General features: G+C 67.6%; 18 protein-coding genes. All 18 read left to right on the forward strand.

Translation table 11 applies throughout. The annotated features are described in order from the left end of the window. Nucleotides 1-433: 433 nt before the first annotated feature. Nucleotides 434-625 carry a Flp family type IVb pilin gene (locus LGM89_RS26550; protein WP_039355485.1) on the forward strand — a complete coding sequence of 64 codons (192 nt, stop codon included), beginning with the start codon at nucleotides 434-436 and terminating at the stop codon, nucleotides 623-625. A gap of 141 nt (nucleotides 626-766) precedes the next feature. Continuing rightward, entirely contained in the window at nucleotides 767-958 is a 192-nt protein-coding gene (locus LGM89_RS26555) for a Flp family type IVb pilin (RefSeq protein ID WP_089476198.1), read from the forward strand. An 82-nt stretch (nucleotides 959-1,040) separates the two neighbouring features. Further along, entirely contained in the window at nucleotides 1,041-1,247 is a 207-nt protein-coding gene (locus LGM89_RS26560; RefSeq protein ID WP_089429729.1) for a Flp family type IVb pilin, read from the forward strand. Nucleotides 1,248-1,301: 54 nt separating this feature from the next. After that, nucleotides 1,302-1,841, forward strand: coding sequence for a prepilin peptidase (locus LGM89_RS26565; RefSeq protein WP_089498741.1), 540 nt, complete (start codon nucleotides 1,302-1,304; stop codon nucleotides 1,839-1,841). Nucleotides 1,842-1,873: 32 nt separating this feature from the next. Next, nucleotides 1,874-3,274: an ATPase gene (locus LGM89_RS26570; protein WP_089498740.1), complete on the forward strand. Its 1,401-nt coding sequence runs from the start codon at nucleotides 1,874-1,876 to the stop codon at nucleotides 3,272-3,274. A gap of 35 nt (nucleotides 3,275-3,309) precedes the next feature. After that, nucleotides 3,310-4,149 carry a Flp pilus assembly protein CpaB gene (gene cpaB / locus LGM89_RS26575; protein ID WP_089498739.1) on the forward strand — a complete coding sequence of 280 codons (840 nt, stop codon included), beginning with the start codon at nucleotides 3,310-3,312 and terminating at the stop codon, nucleotides 4,147-4,149. Nucleotides 4,150-4,248: 99 nt separating this feature from the next. Then, a complete protein-coding gene (locus LGM89_RS26580) occupies nucleotides 4,249-6,177 on the forward strand; it encodes a type II and III secretion system protein family protein (protein WP_226274454.1) in 1,929 nt (642 codons plus the stop codon). 20 nt (nucleotides 6,178-6,197) lie between these two features. Beyond that, nucleotides 6,198-6,500: a hypothetical protein gene (locus tag LGM89_RS26585; protein WP_089498737.1), complete on the forward strand. Its 303-nt coding sequence runs from the start codon at nucleotides 6,198-6,200 to the stop codon at nucleotides 6,498-6,500. Nucleotides 6,501-6,525: 25 nt separating this feature from the next. After that, a complete protein-coding gene (locus tag LGM89_RS26590) occupies nucleotides 6,526-7,797 on the forward strand; it encodes a pilus assembly protein TadG-related protein (protein ID WP_089498736.1) in 1,272 nt (423 codons plus the stop codon). A gap of 13 nt (nucleotides 7,798-7,810) precedes the next feature. Beyond that, a complete protein-coding gene (locus tag LGM89_RS26595; protein ID WP_089498735.1) occupies nucleotides 7,811-8,344 on the forward strand; it encodes a TadE/TadG family type IV pilus assembly protein in 534 nt (177 codons plus the stop codon). Beyond that, entirely contained in the window at nucleotides 8,341-8,784 is a 444-nt protein-coding gene (locus tag LGM89_RS26600; RefSeq protein ID WP_089498734.1) for a TadE/TadG family type IV pilus assembly protein, read from the forward strand. Before LGM89_RS26595 ends, LGM89_RS26600 begins: the two co-directional genes overlap by 4 nt. Nucleotides 8,785-8,806: 22 nt before the next feature. Continuing rightward, a complete protein-coding gene (locus tag LGM89_RS26605; RefSeq protein WP_089498733.1) occupies nucleotides 8,807-10,015 on the forward strand; it encodes an AAA family ATPase in 1,209 nt (402 codons plus the stop codon). A gap of 18 nt (nucleotides 10,016-10,033) precedes the next feature. Further along, complete coding sequence (locus tag LGM89_RS26610; protein WP_089498732.1) at nucleotides 10,034-11,401, forward strand: CpaF family protein; 1,368 nt, start codon at nucleotides 10,034-10,036, stop codon at nucleotides 11,399-11,401. 33 nt (nucleotides 11,402-11,434) lie between these two features. After that, a complete protein-coding gene (locus LGM89_RS26615; RefSeq protein ID WP_089498731.1) occupies nucleotides 11,435-12,412 on the forward strand; it encodes a type II secretion system F family protein in 978 nt (325 codons plus the stop codon). Between the two features lie 36 nt (nucleotides 12,413-12,448). Next, nucleotides 12,449-13,429: a type II secretion system F family protein gene (locus LGM89_RS26620; protein ID WP_226274455.1), complete on the forward strand. Its 981-nt coding sequence runs from the start codon at nucleotides 12,449-12,451 to the stop codon at nucleotides 13,427-13,429. 834 nt (nucleotides 13,430-14,263) lie between these two features. Further along, nucleotides 14,264-16,999, forward strand: a complete 2,736-nt coding sequence (locus LGM89_RS26625) for a xanthine dehydrogenase family protein molybdopterin-binding subunit (protein WP_226274456.1) — start codon at nucleotides 14,264-14,266, stop codon at nucleotides 16,997-16,999. Then, nucleotides 16,996-17,514: a (2Fe-2S)-binding protein gene (locus tag LGM89_RS26630; protein ID WP_226274457.1), complete on the forward strand. Its 519-nt coding sequence runs from the start codon at nucleotides 16,996-16,998 to the stop codon at nucleotides 17,512-17,514. Before LGM89_RS26625 ends, LGM89_RS26630 begins: the two co-directional genes overlap by 4 nt. Further along, the gene (locus LGM89_RS26635; protein WP_226274458.1) at nucleotides 17,511-18,485 is read left to right on the forward strand and encodes a hypothetical protein; all 975 of its coding nucleotides are present in this window, start codon (nucleotides 17,511-17,513) and stop codon (nucleotides 18,483-18,485) included. The genes LGM89_RS26630 and LGM89_RS26635 overlap by 4 nt, the downstream gene beginning before the upstream one ends. Nucleotides 18,486-18,496 lie beyond the last annotated feature (11 nt).

The following is an 18,496-nucleotide window of genomic DNA, read 5'->3' on the forward strand; positions in this document are numbered from 1 at the left end:
AGGTCGATCAACCGGACAAGACTTCGTCGAATGACCCAAGAGACCCGGTATCGTCAGGGCAATAAGAAATCGGCATGGCAGCATATGGGGAATAAAAAATGAAAGGCCACGGCATATTGCGGATCGCAAACCGCATTAAAGACACATTGCGGATTTTCCGGGAGTTTGTCTCCCGTTCAACTGGATTCCATGCGTCGAACGGCCGTCGTGCCGTTCCGGTCGATCCGATCGTCCGGTTCGTCCGGCCGGTCGCACCGTACACGCCTCTCTCGCTCACTGCCTCACTGATACCCGTTCGCACGGGCAGGGGTGTCGATCCCCGCTCCCGCGGCTGAGCGACGCGTTCCGATTTTTCGAGTAGTGCCGGTGGTGCCCACCCCCGACGTCCTGACGGACGAAGGGTATTTCATAGCAGTCCGAAAGGAGAGTGCTCATGTCAAGAATCATCGAGAAGATCGCCTGGCTCGTCGAGGATCAGGGCGGCGTGACGGCCATTGAATACGGCCTGATCGCCGCGCTGATCGCGATCGGCATCGTCGCCGCGTTGACGACGGTCGGTACGGATCTGAAGACCGTATTCAGCACGGTCGCCGACGATCTGGATTCGATCGTTGCTGCGATTTGATGGACGGTGCGGCGAACGGCTCGTCCGATTCGTTCGTTGGCGCCACACGGCATTAACACCATGCCTCGACGTATCGATGCCGGATCAATCGATCCTGCCGGCACGCGAGGGATCTGAAAGTGACTACGCAAGGAGATCATCATGTCCAAGTTCATTCAACAAGCCAGCCGTTTCATCCGCGACGAAGACGGTGTGACGGCCATCGAATACGGCCTGATCGCCGCACTGATCGCCATCGGCATCATCGCCGCGCTGACGACGGTCGGCAAGGACCTCAAGACCGTGTTCACCACGATCGCGGACGACCTCGATTCGGCGGTCGCAGCCATCTGATGGATCGTGCCGCGGACGGCTCGGCCGGTGCAGCGCTCGAGCCGTCCCCGGTCATCTGATCGACCCGGAACCGGAGACCATCATGCAAGCCACGATGCGCGTCGTACGTCGCTGGATCAGCGACGAGCAGGGGGTGACGTCGACCGAATATGCATTGCTCGGCGCGATGTTCGCCGTTGCGGTGCTGGGCAGCGTCGTCACGCTGAAAGGCTCGCTTGCCGATACGTACGAGGTGATCGCGACGGCCGTGACGGCTGCCGTGGCCACCGCGCTGGCAATGGTTTCCTGATCCGCCGATTCCACTGATTCCACGGATTCCACCGTTTCGACTGCGAGGTTCGCCATGCTCCCCGTTGCGCCGCCGTACCCGGTTCCGTTGTGCGTGACGCTGCTCGCGGTCGCCGCGGCCAGCACGGACATCGCGACCCGTCGCATTCCGAACCGTCTCGTCCTGCTCGGCCTGGCCGGCGCGCTGGTTGCCCAGTGCCTGCTGCACGGTGTCGTGGCCGGTGCACTCGGCTGGCTCGCCGGCGCCGCGACCGGCTTCGGCATGCTGCTGCCGTTCTACCTGTTGCGCGGCATGGCCGCCGGCGACGTGAAGCTGATGCTCGCGATCGGCGCCTGGGTCGGCGCGGAAATGACGTTTTACATCGTGCTGGCCACCTTCCTGGCCGGCGGGGTCGGCGCCATCGCCTTCGCGCTGCTGCGCGGGCGGATGCGCCAGATGTGGGCGAACGTGCGCGCGTTGCTCGCGCGGCGCTCGCCGGGCGCGAGCGCCGAGGCCGCCGGCGGCCCCGTCGACATCGCATCGGTCGGCACGCTGCCGTACGGCGTGGCGATCGCGGCCGGCACGCTGGGCATGCTGTTCGCGTCGTGCGCATAGCGCGACGCATCCGCAACGAGGACGCAACGATCATGAACACGAATCACACCGAACCGAGACGCGACGCACAGGTGGCACGCCTGCCCGATCCGTTGCCGTCGCGGGAAGTGCATACGAAGCTGGGGGCGCAGTTGCCGGTGGCGCCGCGCTCGCTCGAGGAAACCGGGTTGAGCATGACGTTCGTTGCCGGCCTCGTGCTGAAGTCGACGCTGATGCTCGGCCGCCCGTCTTACGGCGACCTGGTCGAACGGCACTGCCTGTCGCTCGCGGTGCTCGACGACGTCTTCGCATTCCTGGTGCGCGAGCATCTCGTCGAACTCACGCACCGAGGTGCGACCGATCTCGACGTCACGTTCCGCCTGACCGACGCGGGCCGCGTGCTCGCGCTGGAAGAACGGGCCCGCAGCGGCTACAGCGGGCCCGCACCGGTGACGCTCGATGCCTATATCGCGTGCCTGGACGCGCATTCGGTACGCAAGCTGCGCATCAGCCAGGACGAAGTGTGGGCGGCGTTCGAAGGGATCGTGATCGACACGTCGCTGCTCGATGCGGCGGCGGCCGCGCTGAACGCGGGCCGTCCGCTGCTGATCCACGGCCCGGCCGGCAGCGGCAAGACCTTCCTCGCCGAGCGGCTCGGCTCGCTGATGCGCGGCCGCGTGCCGGTGCCGCACGCGATCTGGGCGGCCGGCGAAGTGATCCAGATCTACGACCCGCTCGTGCACGTCGACGCGGACACGCCGTCCGGCGGCCTGTCGGTCGATCGCCGCTGGCGCCTGTGCCACCGGCCGGTCGTGATGTCGGGCGGCGAACTGACGCTCGACGAGCTCGACCTGCGCCGCGACGAGGCCGCCGGCTTCTACCAGGCGCCGCCGCACATGAAGGCGAACCTGGGCATGTACGTCGTCGACGATCTCGGCCGCCAGCGCGTCGAGCCGCGCGACCTGCTCAATCGCTGGCTGCGCCCGCTCGATCGCGGCGTCGATTTGCTGACGCTCGAATCCGGCAACCGCTTCGTGATGCCGTTCGACGTTTGGCCGGTGTTCTCGAGCAACCTGTCGCCGGAGCAGCTGGGCGACGACGCGTTCCTGCGCCGCCTCGGTTCGAAGCTGCACGTCGGCGCGATGTCGATCGACGACTACCGCGCGGTGTACAACGCGGCCTGCGCATCGCTCGGGCTCGTCTCGGCGAGCGATGCATTCGACTACCTGCTGCATCGGCTGCACCTGCCGACCGGCAAGGCGTTTCTCGCCTGTTTCCCGGCGGACCTGTTGCGTCTCGTGGCCGCCGGCGCGCGTTACCGCGGCGATCCGCCCGAGGTGACGCACGACGCGCTGTACGACGCATGGGCGAGCTATTTCGGCACGGTGCCCGAACGGGACGGCAGCCATCCGCCGCCCGTCGAGCGCGGCGGGCGCACCTACGTCACCGGTTGAGCCGTTTCTTTCACGATTCGTCGAGGAGCATTGCCATGAAAAACAGTCGAGCGGTCATGATGCTGGTCGTCGCGATGGTCGCGGGTCTTGCCGCGGTCGTGTTCGCGTCCCACTGGCTGGTGCAGACGTCCACGAGCTCGGTTACGCCGGTCGCGGTGGCCACCACCGACCTGAACCTGGGCGAGCCGCTCGGGCCGAACCAGATCCACATGGTCAGCTGGCCGTCGGGCAGCGTGCCCACCGGCGCGTTCACCGATACGAAGGGGCTCGAAGGGCGCGTCGTGCGCACCAGCCTCGCACGCGGCGAGCCGGTGATCGAGTCGAAGCTCGCGCCGGTCGGCACGAAGGGCGGGCTGTCCGCGGTCATCGCCGACGGCAGCCGCGCGATCACGGTGCGCGTGAACGACGTGGTCGGCGTCGCGGGCTTCGCGCTGCCGGGCAACTACGTCGACGTGATCGTCAACACGCAGGAACAACAGGGCAAGACCGACGGGCAGAGCATCTCGAAGATCGTGCTCGAGCACATCCTCGTGCTCGCCGTCGCGCAGCAGGTCAGCCGCGACGACACGGCGCCGAAAGTCGTCAACGCGGTGACGCTGGAAGTCACGCCCGACCAGGCCGAGCGGCTCGACCTCGCGCGCAGCGTCGGCACGCTGTCGCTCGTGCTGCGCAACCAGGTCGACCAGAAGACGCTGAACACCGACGGGGCGACCAAGCTGACGCTGCTCGGCAAGGAACCCGCACCCGAAGCGCCGCCGGCACCGGCCCGCGTGAAGACGGTCCGCGTGCACGTCGCATCGCACGCGGGGCCGGAAGTGCGGCGCGACTGCGTCGGCGTGCTGACGGGCGTGAAGGGCAGCGTCGAGTGTTTCTGAATCGGTTCTTTGAAGTCACATAAACGGCCGCCGGCAACGCGCGGCGGCCCTGGCAGTCGATAACCGGCGCGACGCCGGTCTCTCGGGGGATCAGACGAAATGAAGATCAAACCGCAACGCACAGGTACCGGCCCGCTGCAGACACGCGTCGCACGGGGCACGATGATGGCCGCGATCCTCTGTTCAGGATGGCTGACCGTTTATGGCGCACTCGCGCAGGAAGGCGTCGAGTCGGCCGCGCTGACCAAGGGCGGCGCCAGCGCGCCGGCCGCGGTCGGCAAGGGGCCGATGCAGATGACGATCAGCATGGCGCCGGTGGCGGCCGCCGCGCCCGCGGCGGCGGCGGGGCCGCTGCGCGGACCGAACTGCGTCGGCGCGGTGCGCGAATCGACCAGCGTCAGCGTGCCGCTCGGCAAGTCGCTGCTGGTGCCGATGCCGGAGCCGGTCCGTAATCGGACGATCGGCAATCCGGCCGTCGCGCAGGCCACGATGGTGTCGCCGCAGACGCTGTACATCCTCGGGCTCGCGGTCGGCACGACCAACATGATCGTGCAGGGCAAGAGCGGGGCATGTCGCGTGATCGACGTCGCGGTCGGCGCGGATGCCGGCGGCCTGCAGGCGTCGCTGATGCAGCTGATGCCGAGCGAGCGCGACATCCATGTGTCGACCGCCGCCGGCACGATCGTGTTGGCCGGCACCGTGTCGAGCTCGATGGCCGCGCAGCAGGCCATGCAGATCGCCCGGGCGTACGGCGACAGCGCGGGCGATCCGGCGAGCGGCGGCAAGGCGGGCGGGGTGCTCAACATGCTGAACGTCACGTCGCCGCAGCAGGTGATGCTCGAGGTGAAGGTGGCCGAGGTGTCGAAGACGCTGATCAACCAGATGGGCAGCGCGCTCAACATCCAGGGCGGCTTCGGTTCGTGGAGCGGCGCGCTGGTCAGCAACCTGCTCGCGGGCGTCGCGACCGGCATCGCCTTCAGCAAGGCGAACAACAGGCCGTTCAACCTCGCGGCCGATGCGCAGAACACCGACAACCTGGTCAAGATCCTCGCGGAGCCGAATCTCGTGACGATCAGCGGCCAGGAAGCGACGTTCCTCGCCGGCGGCAAGATCTTCATCCCGATCCCGCAGAGCGGCAGCAACGGCGTCTCGTCGATCACGCTGCAGGAAGAGGAATTCGGCGTCGCGCTGAAGTTCACGCCGACCGTGCTGGGCAATGGCCGGATCAGCCTGAAGGTTGCGCCGGAAGTGTCGGAGCTGTCGCAGACGGGCGTCACGCTGAGCGCGTCCAACATCGGCGGCACGTCGATCCTGCCGCTGATCACGACGCGGCGTGCATCGACGACGGTGCAGATGGGCGACGGCGAAACGTTCGCGATCGGCGGGCTGATCAAGGACAACGGGACCGGCGCGTTGAAGGCGCTCCCGGGTGTCGGCGAAATTCCCGTGCTCGGCGCGCTGCTCCGCAGTACCTCGTTCCAGCAGGACCGCACCGAGTTGATCTTCGTGATCACGCCGCACCTGGTGAAGCCGCTGCAGACCGCCGACGTGCCGCTGCCGACCGACAGCTTCACGAAGCCGAACGAAATCGACGTGTATGCGACGGGCAACATGGAAGGCCGCGGTGGCCTCCGCAAGCACGGTGCTCAACCGGCGAACGGCGCGGCGGCCTCACCGCAGACCCCGGCCCAGGCACCGGCCCCCGCACCGGCACCGCAATCGGAAGCGCCCGCCGGCCCGGCCGCCGCGCTGCCCGCACCGCGCGTGCCGCAGGGGACGGACGCGCAGCCGCCGGCGCCGGCCGAGCCGCAGAAGACGCCTGCACCGGTTGCCGCCGCCGTCCCGCAGCACGAACCCGACAACGCGGCCCGCATCGCGCGTATCGAAGCCGCCGCCGCCCGTCTTGCGGCAGCCGGTTCCGACACGCCGGCCCAGCCCACGGGGCAGCCGAAGCGCCGGACACCGGCGGCGGTTCATGCGCAGCAGGTCGTGCGCGTGAGCGCGGCACCCGAATCCACCGATCGTTGAAGCCATCCAAGGGGACGCTCATGAAATCCGCCTACCTCGTCATCGTGCGCCGCGTGGCGCTCGCCGCACCGCTCGCGTTCGCGCTTGCCGGCTGCATGTCCTCGACCCCGGTGTGGGACACCCGTTTCGGCGATTCGGTCCGCGCCGTGACCCAGGCCCAGATCATCGACCCGCATGCCGCCGAACACGCGGCCTCGGTGTCGGCGCCGGGGGTCGACGGCGCTGCCGCCGCGGCCGCGCTCGACAACTACGACAAGTCGTTCAAGCAGACCGTGCCGCCCGCCAATGCGTTCGTGATCGGCATCGGCAAGTCCACCCAGTAACGACGGCACGCTCAGGGAGAACGCCATGAACAGCGCAGCTCGCCATCCGAAAGTCATGCGTCGCAGCCTGCATCGCCAGCGCGGTGCCGTCGCGATCATCGTCGGTCTCGCACTGGCGGTGATGATCGGGTTCGTCGGCCTCGCGCTGGATCTCGGCAAGCTGTACGTCACGCGCAGCGAACTGCAGAACAGCGCCGATGCCTGCGCGCTGTCGGCTGCGCGTGACCTGACTTCGGCCATCAGCCTGTCGGTGGCCGAGGCGGACGGCATCGCCGCCGGCCACCTGAACTTCGTGTTCTTCCAGAACAAGTCGGTGCAGATGTCGACGAACGCGAACGTCACGTTCAGCGACTCGCTGTCCAACGCGTTCCTCACGAAGAACTCGGTCACGACGCCGGCGAACATCAAGTACGTGCAGTGCACCGCCACGTTGAGCAACATCGCGCACTGGTTCATCGAGATACTGAACGTGCTGCCGGGCACGAAGCTCGCGAACGCGGCGGAAGTGTCGGCCAGCGCGATCGCCACCGTCGGCGGCGGGCAGACGACCTGCGCGATTCCGGTGTTCGTGTGCCGCGGCCCGTCCGATCCGGCCTACAAGGTCGGCGACTGGATCTCGTCGCTGTCCGGTTCGTCGACGACCTACGGGCCGGGCAACTTCGGCTGGGCGGCGCTCGACGGCTCGACGAATGAACCGACCATCGCCAGCGAGCTGTCGAGCAACACCTGCAACATCACGAGCCCGCCGGACCTCGGTTCAACGGGCCTGAAGTCGGCATCGTTGCGTGCCTGGAACACGCGCTTCGGCATCTATACGAATGGCGCGAACGGTTCGAGCGGCCAGCCTGACTTCACCGGCTACGCGTATGTCGGCCCGAACTACGGGCCGCCCGGAACGGCAGGCATCAAGGGCGACGCGTACACGCAGTTCGTCGCCGACCGCGCAGCCTTCAAGTCCTACCAGGGCGACGGCGCGCCGCCTTCGGGCAGCGGGATCGCCACCAGCGGGACGGCGACGGCCAGCAACTACCAGACCTTCGGCGGCGACCGCCGCGTCGCGCTCGCACCGGAGGGCGACTGTTCGACGCTGAAGGGGAGCAGCGGCAAGGTGCACGTCACGCAATGGGATTGCGTGCTGATGCTCGACCCGGTGCCGTTCAGTCCAGGAAAAGGCGGAATCGTCGCGCACCTCGAATACCTCGGCTCGTCGGTCTCCGGCAACAGTCCGTGCGCGACGCACGGCTTGCCGGGCAGCGGCAGCGCGTCCGGGACCCAGGTCCCGATGCTCGTTCAATAGCGGAGAGCGGATCATGAAAAAGCCCCCGTTTCGCCGTTCGCGCACCCGCGGCGCCGTCGCCGTCGAGTTCGCGCTCGTGCTGATGCCGATGATCATGCTCGCGACCGGCGTGGCCGAGTTCGGCCGCGCGATCTACCAGTTCGAGACGCTGACCAAGGCGACGCGCGACGCGGCGCGCTACCTGTCGGTCTGGTTGCCGACCGACAGCGCGTATCCGGCCTCGCAGGCGCAGTGCCTCGTCGTCTACGGCAGCACGACGTGCGGGGCTTCCGGCACCGAGCTGGTGCCGGGGCTCAAGACGTCGATGGTGACGATCTGCGACGCGCAGCGCACGACCGGCTGCAGCGACACGTCCGACCCGTCGCAGTTCGCGAACCTGCCGACCTACGACTCGAACAACAATGCGTCGGGCGGCACCGCGACGGGCGCGATCAACGTCGTCGAAGTGAAGATCACGGGCTACAAGTACCAGCCGATCCCCGCGTTCCCGGGGCTGCCGTCGATCACCTTCAACAACATCGTCACCGTGATGAGGCAAGTGTCATGAACGCGCGCCATGCCCCCCCGTCACGCCGGCGTGCCCAGCGCGGCTCGGCGATCGTCGAGTTCGCGCTGATCGCGTGGATCCTGATCATGCTGCTGATCGGCATCTTCGAGTTCGGCCGCGTGCTGTTCTACTGGGGCACCGCGAGCGAAGCCGTGCGCCTGGGCGCGCGCACGGCGGTGGTGTGCGACGTGAATGCGGCCGGCGTCGTGAAGCGGGTGAGATCGCTGCTGCCGCTGCTGCAGGCCGCGAACGTGTCGGTGAACTACTCGCCCGCGAGCTGTGACGTGAATTCGTGCGCGTTCGTGACGGTCAGCGTCACGAACGTCACCGTCAAGACGATGATCCCGTTCGTGAACATCACGGTGACGATGCCGCCGTTCACGACGACACTGCCGCGCGAAAGCCTGACTTCCGCGACCGGCGGCGCCAACTGCAATTGATCGAACAGGCGAGGCACACGACATGATCAACATCCTCGTAGCTTCCGACGACACCGCGCGACTCACGCAGATCGCGCGCCTCGTGGCCGACTGCGGACACTATCGCGCGACACGCGCGACCGGCCGCCCGTCGCAGATCGAACATCGCACCGACGGGCTCGACGCGTTCGACATCCTGCTGGTCGACGGCACGTCGCTCGACCCGTCCGAGCTGTCGGCTATCGAACGGATCTGCCGCGCGCACGCGAGCCTGACCTGCATTCTCGTGACGGCGGACACCTCGCCGCACGTGCTGCTCGACGCGATGCGTGCGGGCGCCCGCGACGTGCTGCAGTGGCCGCTCGACCCGCAGGCGCTCGGCCACGCGCTCGAACGGGCCGCCGCGCAAAGCACGCGGCGCGACACCGACGACACGCGGATCGTGTCGTTCATGTCGTGCAAGGGCGGGGCCGGCACGAGCTTCGCGGCCAGCAACCTCGCGTTCGAGATCGCGGAAGGCTTCAAGCGCCGCGTGCTGCTGATCGACCTGAACCAGCAGTTCGCCGACGCGGCGTTCCTCGTCAGCGACGAAACCCCGCCGTCGACGCTGCCGCAGCTGTGCGCGCAGATCGAACGGCTCGACAGCGCGTTCCTCGACGCGAGCGTTGCGCACGTGACGGAAAACTTCCACGTGCTCGCGGGCGCCGGCGACCCGGTCAAGGCCGCCGAGATGCGCGAGGACGCGCTCGAATGGATCCTGGGCGTCGCCGCGCCGCGTTACGACTACGTGATCTTCGACGTCGGCGTCTGCATCAATCCGCTGTCGATGGTCGCGCTGGATCGCAGCGACCAGATCGCGCTCGTGCTGCAGCCCGCGATGCCGCACGTGCGGGCCGGGCGCCGGCTGCTGGAGATCCTCGTGTCGCTCGGCTACTCGGCCGACCAGATGCGGCTGATCGTGAACCGCGCGACGCGCGCGAGCGAGCGCACCCGCACGGCGCTCGAGGAAGTGCTCGGCCTGCACGCGGCCTGCACGATTCCCGACGATGCCGATACCGTGCTCGAAGCGATCAACCAGGGCCATCCGGTGTCGCGGGTCGCGCGTGGCACGGGGGTCGTCCGTGCGTTGCAGGGGTATGCGAAGCAACTCGTCGAAGGGGAGGTGCGGGCGGGGCACGGCGCGACGCACAGCGAACCGCTGATGTCCCGGCTGTTCGGCCGCAAGGCCACGCCGAAGCTCAAGTCCATGTAAATCTTTCGGGGAACCATCATGTCATTGCGCGAACAGATGTCCTTGCAACGGGCCCAACCGCTGGCGACGGGCAGCGAACCGGCCGGCCCGGCCCATTCGTCGGTGCGCGACGCATACCAGAAGCTGCGCCGCGAAATTCACCTGGCCGTGCTCGAACGTGTCGAGCTCGAGCGCCTGTCGCGGATGCCGCAGGAATCGGTCCGCATGGAGATCGGCCTGCTGATCACGCGCATCCTCGACGAGGAGCGGCTGCCGGCGAACGACATCGAACGGCGGCAGCTCGCGATCGACGTGTACGACGAGATGTTCGGTTTCGGCCCGCTCGAAGCGCTGCTGCGCGACCCGAGCATTTCCGACATCCTCGTGAACACGTACCGGCAGGTCTATGTCGAGCGCTTCGGCCAGCTCGAACTGACCGACGTGACGTTCTACGACGACGCGCACCTGATGAAGGTGATCGAGAAGATCGTGTCGCGCGTCGGGCGCCGCATCGACGAATCGAGCCCGATGGTCGATGCGCGGCTGCCCGACGGCTCGCGCGTGAACGCGATCATCCCGCCGTCCGCGATCGACGGGCCGCTGATGTCGATCCGGCGTTTCGCGGTCAATCCGCTGAAGATGGACGACCTCGTGCGCTACCACAGCCTGACGCCGCCGATGGCCGAGCTGCTCGACGCGCTGTCGCGCGCGAAGGTGAACGTGCTGGTGTCGGGCGGCACCGGCAGCGGCAAGACGACGCTGCTCAACATCCTGTCCGGCTTCATTCCGCGCAACGAGCGGATCGTGACGATCGAGGATGCCGCCGAACTGCAACTGCAGCAGCCGCACGTGCTGCGGCTCGAAACCCGCCCGCCGAACATCGAGGGCAAGGGCGAGATCACGCAGCGCACGCTGGTGCGCAACGCGCTGCGGATGCGCCCGGACCGGATCATCCTCGGCGAAGTGCGCGGTGCCGAAGCGCTCGACATGCTCAACGCGATGAACACCGGCCACGAAGGCTCGCTCGCGACGATCCACGCGAACACCCCGCGCGACGCGCTGACGCGGCTCGAGAACATGGTCAGCGTCTCCGGCCTGACGTTGCCGCCGAAGACGATGCGCCAGCAGATCACATCGGCGATCTCGGTGGTCGTGCAGGCCGCGCGGCTGACCGACGGCAGGCGCAAGATCGTCAGCATCCAGGAACTGACCGGGATGGAGGGCGACATCATCAACATGCAGGAGATCTTCACGTTCAAGCGCACGGGCGTGGACCGCGACGGTTCGGTACGCGGCCACTTCTGCGCGACGGGCGTGCGGCCGAAGTTCGTCGAGCGGCTGCAGGCGTTCGGCATCAACCTGCCGGATTCGCTGTACGACCCGTCTCAGCGGTACGAGACGAACTGACGACAGGGCGCCGTTCGCTGCCGGGGAGGCTTCATGAACACGATCTTTTACGGTTTTGTGATTCTCACCTTCGTCGCGGTGGTCCTCGCGATCGAAGGCGGTTATCAATGGTGGAACGCGCGGCATGGCGCGGCCGCGCGCCGGATCGAATCGCGCATCCGGGCGATGTCGGCCGGCGGCAACGTGCAGCAGGAACGGCTGTCGATCCTGAAGAAGCGGATGCTCGACGAATCGAAGCCGTTCGACCGGCTGCTGCTGCGCATGCCGCGCGTGCATCGGCTCGATCTCGTGATCCAGCAATCGGGCCTCGACTGGACGCTGCCGAAGCTGATCATGCTCAGCACGGTGTTCGCGGCGTTCGCGTGGCTGGCGCTGAGCTTCGCGACGTTGCCGCAGCTCGCCGCGCTGCCGGTCGCGCTGTTCGCCGGATGCCTGCCGATGATGTACGTGATGCGCTGCCGCGGGAAGCGGATGCGCAAGCTCGAGCGGCAGTTGCCGGACATCTGCGACATGATCGCGCGCGCGCTGCGGTCCGGCCACTCGTTCACGAGCACGCTCGGGATGGTCGGCGACGAGTTTCCCGAGCCGATGGGCGGCGAGTTCCGCGTCACGTTCGACGAGGTCAACTACGGCGTGTCGCTGCACGACGCACTGCTGAACCTCGTCACGCGCGTGCCGGTGCAGGACCTGCGCTACTTCGTGATCGCGGTGCTGATCCAGCGCGAGACGGGCGGCAACCTGGCCGAGCTGCTCGACAGCATCGCCGCGCTGATCCGCGAGCGCTTCAAGCTGTTCGACAAGGTGCGCGTGCTGTCGGCGGAAGGGCGGCTGTCGGCGTGGATTCTCGGGCTGCTGCCGTTCGGCACCGCCGCGGTGATGGCGCTGCTGAACCGCGAATTCCTGTCCGTGCTCTGGGAGGACCCGGCGGGGATCCGGATGGTCGGCACGATGCTGGTGTCGATGCTGTTCGGGCTGATCTGGATCCGCCGTATCGTCCGCATTCGCGTCTGACGCGCGAGCCGTATAACGAACCGTTGCGAGGCTGTCATGCAAAACCTGAGCGTAGTCCAGGCCGTGATGCTGGGCGGCTTGTTCCTCTTCGTGGCCGGCGGCGCGCTCGTCGCGATGCTGCTGTTCGCGCCGCGCAGCATCCAGCGCCGGGTCCAGCAGGCCGGCGGGGCCGGGGCGGGCGCGGCTGGCGTGGCCGGCGCGGGCGACGGCGACGACCTGGCGTCGCGCTGGGTCGCGAAGCTGGTCGAGCTGTCCACGCCGATCTCGAAGCTGTCGGTGCCGAAGGACGGCTGGGAGAATTCGCCGCTGCGCATCCGGCTCATGAATGCCGGCTGGCGCAACCAGAGCGCGGCCGCGCTGTATTTCACCGCGAAGACGGCGCTCGCGCTCGGGCTGCCGTGCGCGGCGCTGCTGGTGCTGATCCCGACGTCGCTCGGCGACGAACGCGTGATCCTGTCGGCGATCCTCGTCGCGCTCGCCGGGATCGGCTACTACATTCCGAACATCGTGATGTCGCAGCGGGTCAAGGTGCGCCAGCGCAAGATCTTCGAGGATTTCCCGGACGCGCTCGACCTGCTGACGGTGTGCGTCGAAGCGGGGCTCGGGCTCGATGCGGCGCTGATGAAGGTGAGCGAGGAACTGCGGTTCAGCAGCGAGGTGGTCGCGAGCGAACTCGACCTGCTGCTGCTCGAGATGCGCTCCGGCTTCACGAAGGAGACGGCGCTGCGCAATCTCGCGCTGCGTACCGGCGTGGAGGACATCGAGTCGTTCTGCGCGATGCTGATCCAGGCCGACCGCTTCGGCACGAGCATCGGCGAATCGCTGCGCGTGCTGTCCGACCTGCTGCGCACGCGGCGGCGGATGCGCGCGGAAGAGCGGGCCGCGAAGATCGCGCTGAAGCTGCTGTTTCCGCTGATCTTCTGCATTTTCCCCGCACTGATGATGGTGCTGCTCGGGCCGGCGATGATTCACGTCTATCGCGTGCTGCTGCCGACGTTCGTGGGCATCGGGCAGTGAGTGACGCAGCGGCGTTGTGCCGGTTGCGTCGATCAAGGTGTTGCGTGCCGGATGGCCACCCCCGCCGGCCGGCACGGTAGCAGGCTTCATGGAGGCTCCCTCCCCAGGCGGCGCCGCGAGACAGGTTGACCATAGCGGCGTCAAGGCATCCTGGATCCATGGTCGGCCATGGAACGAGCCGTAGTCCACCGCCTCAGCGGCTGCCCCCTACTGCTAACCTGAATGCCGGCGAAGTTTGCCGGCATCGCGTTGTGCGCTCGAATGAAACGGCACGGCGATGCTGCGCCTGATATTGAACGACGGCAATGATTGGCGGGATTGTTGACTTAGTCGTTCATTGCAATGGCTTCTCGTTCGTTCTTTTGCGCACCGCTGCGCGCCATCCGAAAATCTCCTTGAAATACCCGGCCCGAATTTCTACATTATTGGAAATCATGTCTGCATCGCGGTACTGACGACGCAAACGTTGCACGTGCCGGCAATACCGAACAACAACACTTGAAAATCAAGAGACGGCCCGACAATACGGAAAACAGGCCAGTCACGCACGATCAAGGCCGGGGGAAACATGAACGAGCAAGCAATGGCAAGCAGGCGGCCTGACGCTTCATCCAGCAGACATCCACGGGCCCGCGGCGCCCGCGCGAATCCGCCGCGCACGTTCCCCGGTCCGCTTCCCCCCGATTCCTGACCACCGGCACGCGACCGCGTCCGCAAGACCGTTTCCGCACCGACATCCCGCACGACGAAGCACACGCGAAGCGGCCCGCACCCGGCCGTCGTCGCGTCGCGCGTCGACCGTGCCGGCACGACCATTCGAACGAGGGACCCAGCATGGCCATCGATGTGCCTGTGACACGCCGGACGTTTCTGAAGCTGGCCGGGAGCGGCGCGCTCGTCGCGATCTCGATCACCCATTTGCCGGCGCTGGCGCTCGGCGCCGCCGGGCAGGCAGGCGACGACGCGGCCGGGCCGGGCTGGGCGCCGGTGCCCGGCAAGGCGCGCTGGCGCATCGACGGCATCCCGAAGGTCACGGGCCAGAAGATCTACGCACGCGACTTCAAGTCGCGCGACTTCGTCGGCTGGCCGCAGCAGGAGAACTGGCTCTATGCGTTGCGGTGCGATCGGGTCGACGCCGTGTACGAAGGCTATGACCTCGGGGTGCTGCCGGCCGAATTGCGGCCGATCGCCGTCGTCGACAACGCGCTGCTGAGCGCGCGACGGATTCCGCTGGCCCCCGAGGCCGACCCGATCGCGAACCAGGACATCTACTGGCTTGCGCGCACCGGCCACCCGGCGGATTGCTACGGACAACCGGCCGCGCTGCTGGTGTTCGAGAACTTCGATGTCTATCGTCGCGCGAAGAAGCTGCTCGATTTCAACCGCGGCGTGATCCGTTACGGCGCGCCGGTCACGCGCCCGACGGCCGCGCAGGCCGTGCCGTTTTCCCCCGTGACGATCTACGTGCGTGACGACGAACGCGGCTTCAACTACGTCGACAACTACCAGACCGACAGCAGCGGCAAGCCGACCGCCGAATACCTGAAGCAACGCGAGGAGGCGGTCGCCAACATCGACGCGACGATCGCCCGCAACGCGGCCGCCGGCGCGTGGATCGGCGTGCGCGCGACCGGCAACGAAGGATTCGAGACGCCGGCGATGGACCCGATGTTCATGGAACCGGAAGCGGGGCTCGCATGGTACGACGCGTCCAGCGCGAAAATGAGCCTCGTGCTCGGTACGCAGTCGGCGAACGACGATGCGACCGGCGCGCTCGGGCTGTTCCAGGGTAGCGACGTCGCGGTCAAGGAGGCCCACGTCATCGCATGCTATCCGGGCGGCGGCTTCGGCGGGCGCGACAAGTCCTATTTCCCGCTCTATCTCGCGCTCGCGGCGCCGTTCGCGAAGGGCGCGCTACGCTGGCAACAGTCGCGCTACGAGCAGTTCCAGGTCGGGTTGAAGCGCTGCGAGACGCAGTTTTCCGAATCGCTGTGGTTCAACCGGCGCGGCAAGCTCGAAGCGATCACGTGCGATTTCCTGATGAACGGCGGCGGCAAGAAGAACCTGTCGCCGTACGTCGCGCAGCTCGCCGCGCTGAGCGCGATGAGCTGCTACGAGATTCCGCGCGCACGCGCGCAGGCGGCCTCGACTTACACGCGGGAAGTGTTCGGCGGATCGCAGCGCGGCTTCGGCGGCCCGCAGGCGTTCATGGCCGTCGAGACGCTGATGGACGAGGCCGCGCGCCGGCTCGGGCTGTCGCCGTTCGCGATCCGTCGCGCCAATTTTCTCGGCGGCACGCCCGGGCTCGGCAAGGGGCGCGCGATCACGGGTGCACCGATCCTGTTCGACCTGCAGCTCGACGCGCTGCTCGACCGGCTCGAACAGCACCCGCTGTGGCGCGAGCGCGAGCGCACCCGCGCGGAACGCGGTGCGCGTCATCTCCGTTACGGCGTTGGGCTCGCGATGGCGAACGAGGCCTACGGCACCTCCGGCGACGGCATGTTCGGGATGGTGCAGATCCTGCCCGACAGCCGGCTGCGCGTGGTCACGCCGTACACCGACATGGGTAACGGCGCGGCCACGACGCTGGGTCTCGCACCGTCCGAATTTCTCGGGCAGAACGCGCAGACGATCGCCATGAGCGAGATCGGGCCGTTCAATGCACTCGGGCTCACGCGTTCGAGCAACCCGTCGGCCAATCCGAAGACGGTGCGCTACACGTACGGTTCGTCGAGCGCCTGTCTCGGCGCATTCCATCAGTACCACGCAGTGAAGGGGGCGGCACAGGCCTTGTTCCTGCAAAGCGTGCTGCCGGCCGCCCGTGCGTGGTGGGGCGTGCCCGTGCGCGCCGAGGACGTGCGCTGGGCCAATGGTGCGCTCGTCGCGAACGGCCTCGCGCCGATTTCGTGGCCGGCGCTGTTCGGCACCATCACGAAGCTGGGCCTGCAGACGGTGGCGGCCGTGCATGCGAGCTATGCCGGCTACTTCTGGAAGGGCACCTATCCGTTCGCGTCGGGCAGTGCGCAAATCGACTACGACTACGTGGCGGTCGGCCTCGATCCCTACTTCCTGACGCCGCTGTACCGCACGCTGCAGGCGCCGCCGGTCGACACGAGCCTCTACGGACGCACGACCTACGCGCCATCGGCGTCGCTCGTCGGCGTGTCCGTCGATCCGGCGAACGGGCGCGTGAAGGTCGAGCGCGTGGTGTCGGCGGTGAGCGTCGGGCGGCAACTGTCGCCGGAGCTCGTCGAAGGCCAGTCGCAGGGCGCGGTCGCGATGGGGATCGGCAACGTGCTGACCGAGACGTGCCCGCTCGGCCCGGACGGCCCGGGTGGTGGCCGATGGAACCTCGACCGCTACGAGGTGACGCGCCTGCCCGACATTCCCGAGCAGGAGCTGATCGCGCTGCCGCCGCCCGGCAACGATCCCGCGAATGCGCGCGGTATCGCGGAAGCGGTGATGTGCCCGATCGCGCCGGCGCTGCTCAATGCGCTGGCGATGGCGACGGGGCGAAGGTTCAGGGTCACGCCGGTCACGCCGGACAAGATTCGGGAGGCACTGCAATGAGCGATCCGGTCCGCATGGTCGTGAACGGCCAGCCCGTCGAGGCAGCCGCCGCCGACGCCGACATGAACCTCATCGACTTCCTGCATGAACGACAGGACCTGACCGGCACGAAGCTGTGCTGCGGCATCGGCGTGTGCCGGGCGTGCACGGTCGGCGTGCGCAACACGCCCGATGCGCCGATGGAAAAGACGCTGTCGTGCTCGACGCCGGTCAGCGCGATGGCCGGCATGCACGTGTACACGATCGAAGGGCTCGCGCAGGACGGCACGCTGTCGCCGCTGCAGCAGAGCTTTCTCGAATCGTTCGCGTTCCAGTGCGGCTACTGCGCGTCGGGATTCCTGATGGCCGCCACCGCGATGCTCGATCATCTGCGCGCGCAGCCGGTGCCCGCCGCCGAGCTGGACGCGATGATCGAGACGTGGGTGGGCGGCAACGTGTGCCGATGCACCGGCTACGTCAAATACATCGAGGCCATCCGCAAGGTGGCGATGCGCTACACGAAGGAGGCGGCATGACGATCAGGACCTGCGTCGCGGCGCTGGCGCTGCTGCTGGCCGCGCCCGCCCCGTTTGCCGCGGAAGGCGCCGATGCGTCCCTGCACGAATACGCGCAGCAGTGCACCGACGAAATCGGCGAGATTCCCGCGTTCGACTGCAACAGCGGGACGGACGTGCCGATCACCGTCAACGGCAGCGTGCCCGCGCGGTACGCGGCACACATGACCTGCGATCGCCCGGCGCTGTTGCCGTACGACGCGCCGACCTCCGGGCAATGCACGCCTTACTCGAAGATCCTCGACCTGTCTCACGGCGACACGCAGATCTCGGCGTTTTGCCGTCGCAAGCAGATCCGCGAGAACCGCAGCCCGTATTACGACGAAGTCGACATCGTGCTGCACCACGTGCGTAACGGCAAGACCTGCTGGTTTCATGCCGACAAGGGCGGCACGGGCGGCATGGACGCGTCGCGCGTGCCGCCGCCGAACGAGAAGACCCCGCCGCCCGGTCGGCCGTCGGCCGCGGAATTCTGGTGGAAACCGGCTGCGACCGCGACGAAGCGCTGCGTGTCGTGCCACGATGCGAGCCCGGTCATGTACAGCCCGTGGATCGGGCAGGTATGGAACCGCGTGCCGACCGATCCGTGGGGCAAGTACGTCAATCTCGGGGCCGACTTCGCGTCATGGACGTCGCACGCGATCAGCACGCCCGGTAACACCTGCATCGGCTGCCACCGGATCGGCGACCAGAACAGTTGCAAGATCTACGTGCCGCTCGCCGCCGGGTTGCTGCCGCCGCCGAAAGGCAGCAACCCGCTGGCGAGCCGCTATCCGCTGACGCACTGGATGCCGATCGACAACAACCGCAGCCGCGACGAGTGGAACGCGGCCAACGTGAAGTCGGTGAGCGATCTGCTCGCGTGCTGTTCGGCGCGGGGCAAGAACGATCCGATGTGCACCTTTACGCCCGCGGCGCAGGCGGCGAAGTAGGAGGCCGCCGG

The sequence above is a fragment of the Burkholderia sp. AU31624 genome (assembly GCF_020420065.1).
Classification (GTDB): domain Bacteria; phylum Pseudomonadota; class Gammaproteobacteria; order Burkholderiales; family Burkholderiaceae; genus Burkholderia.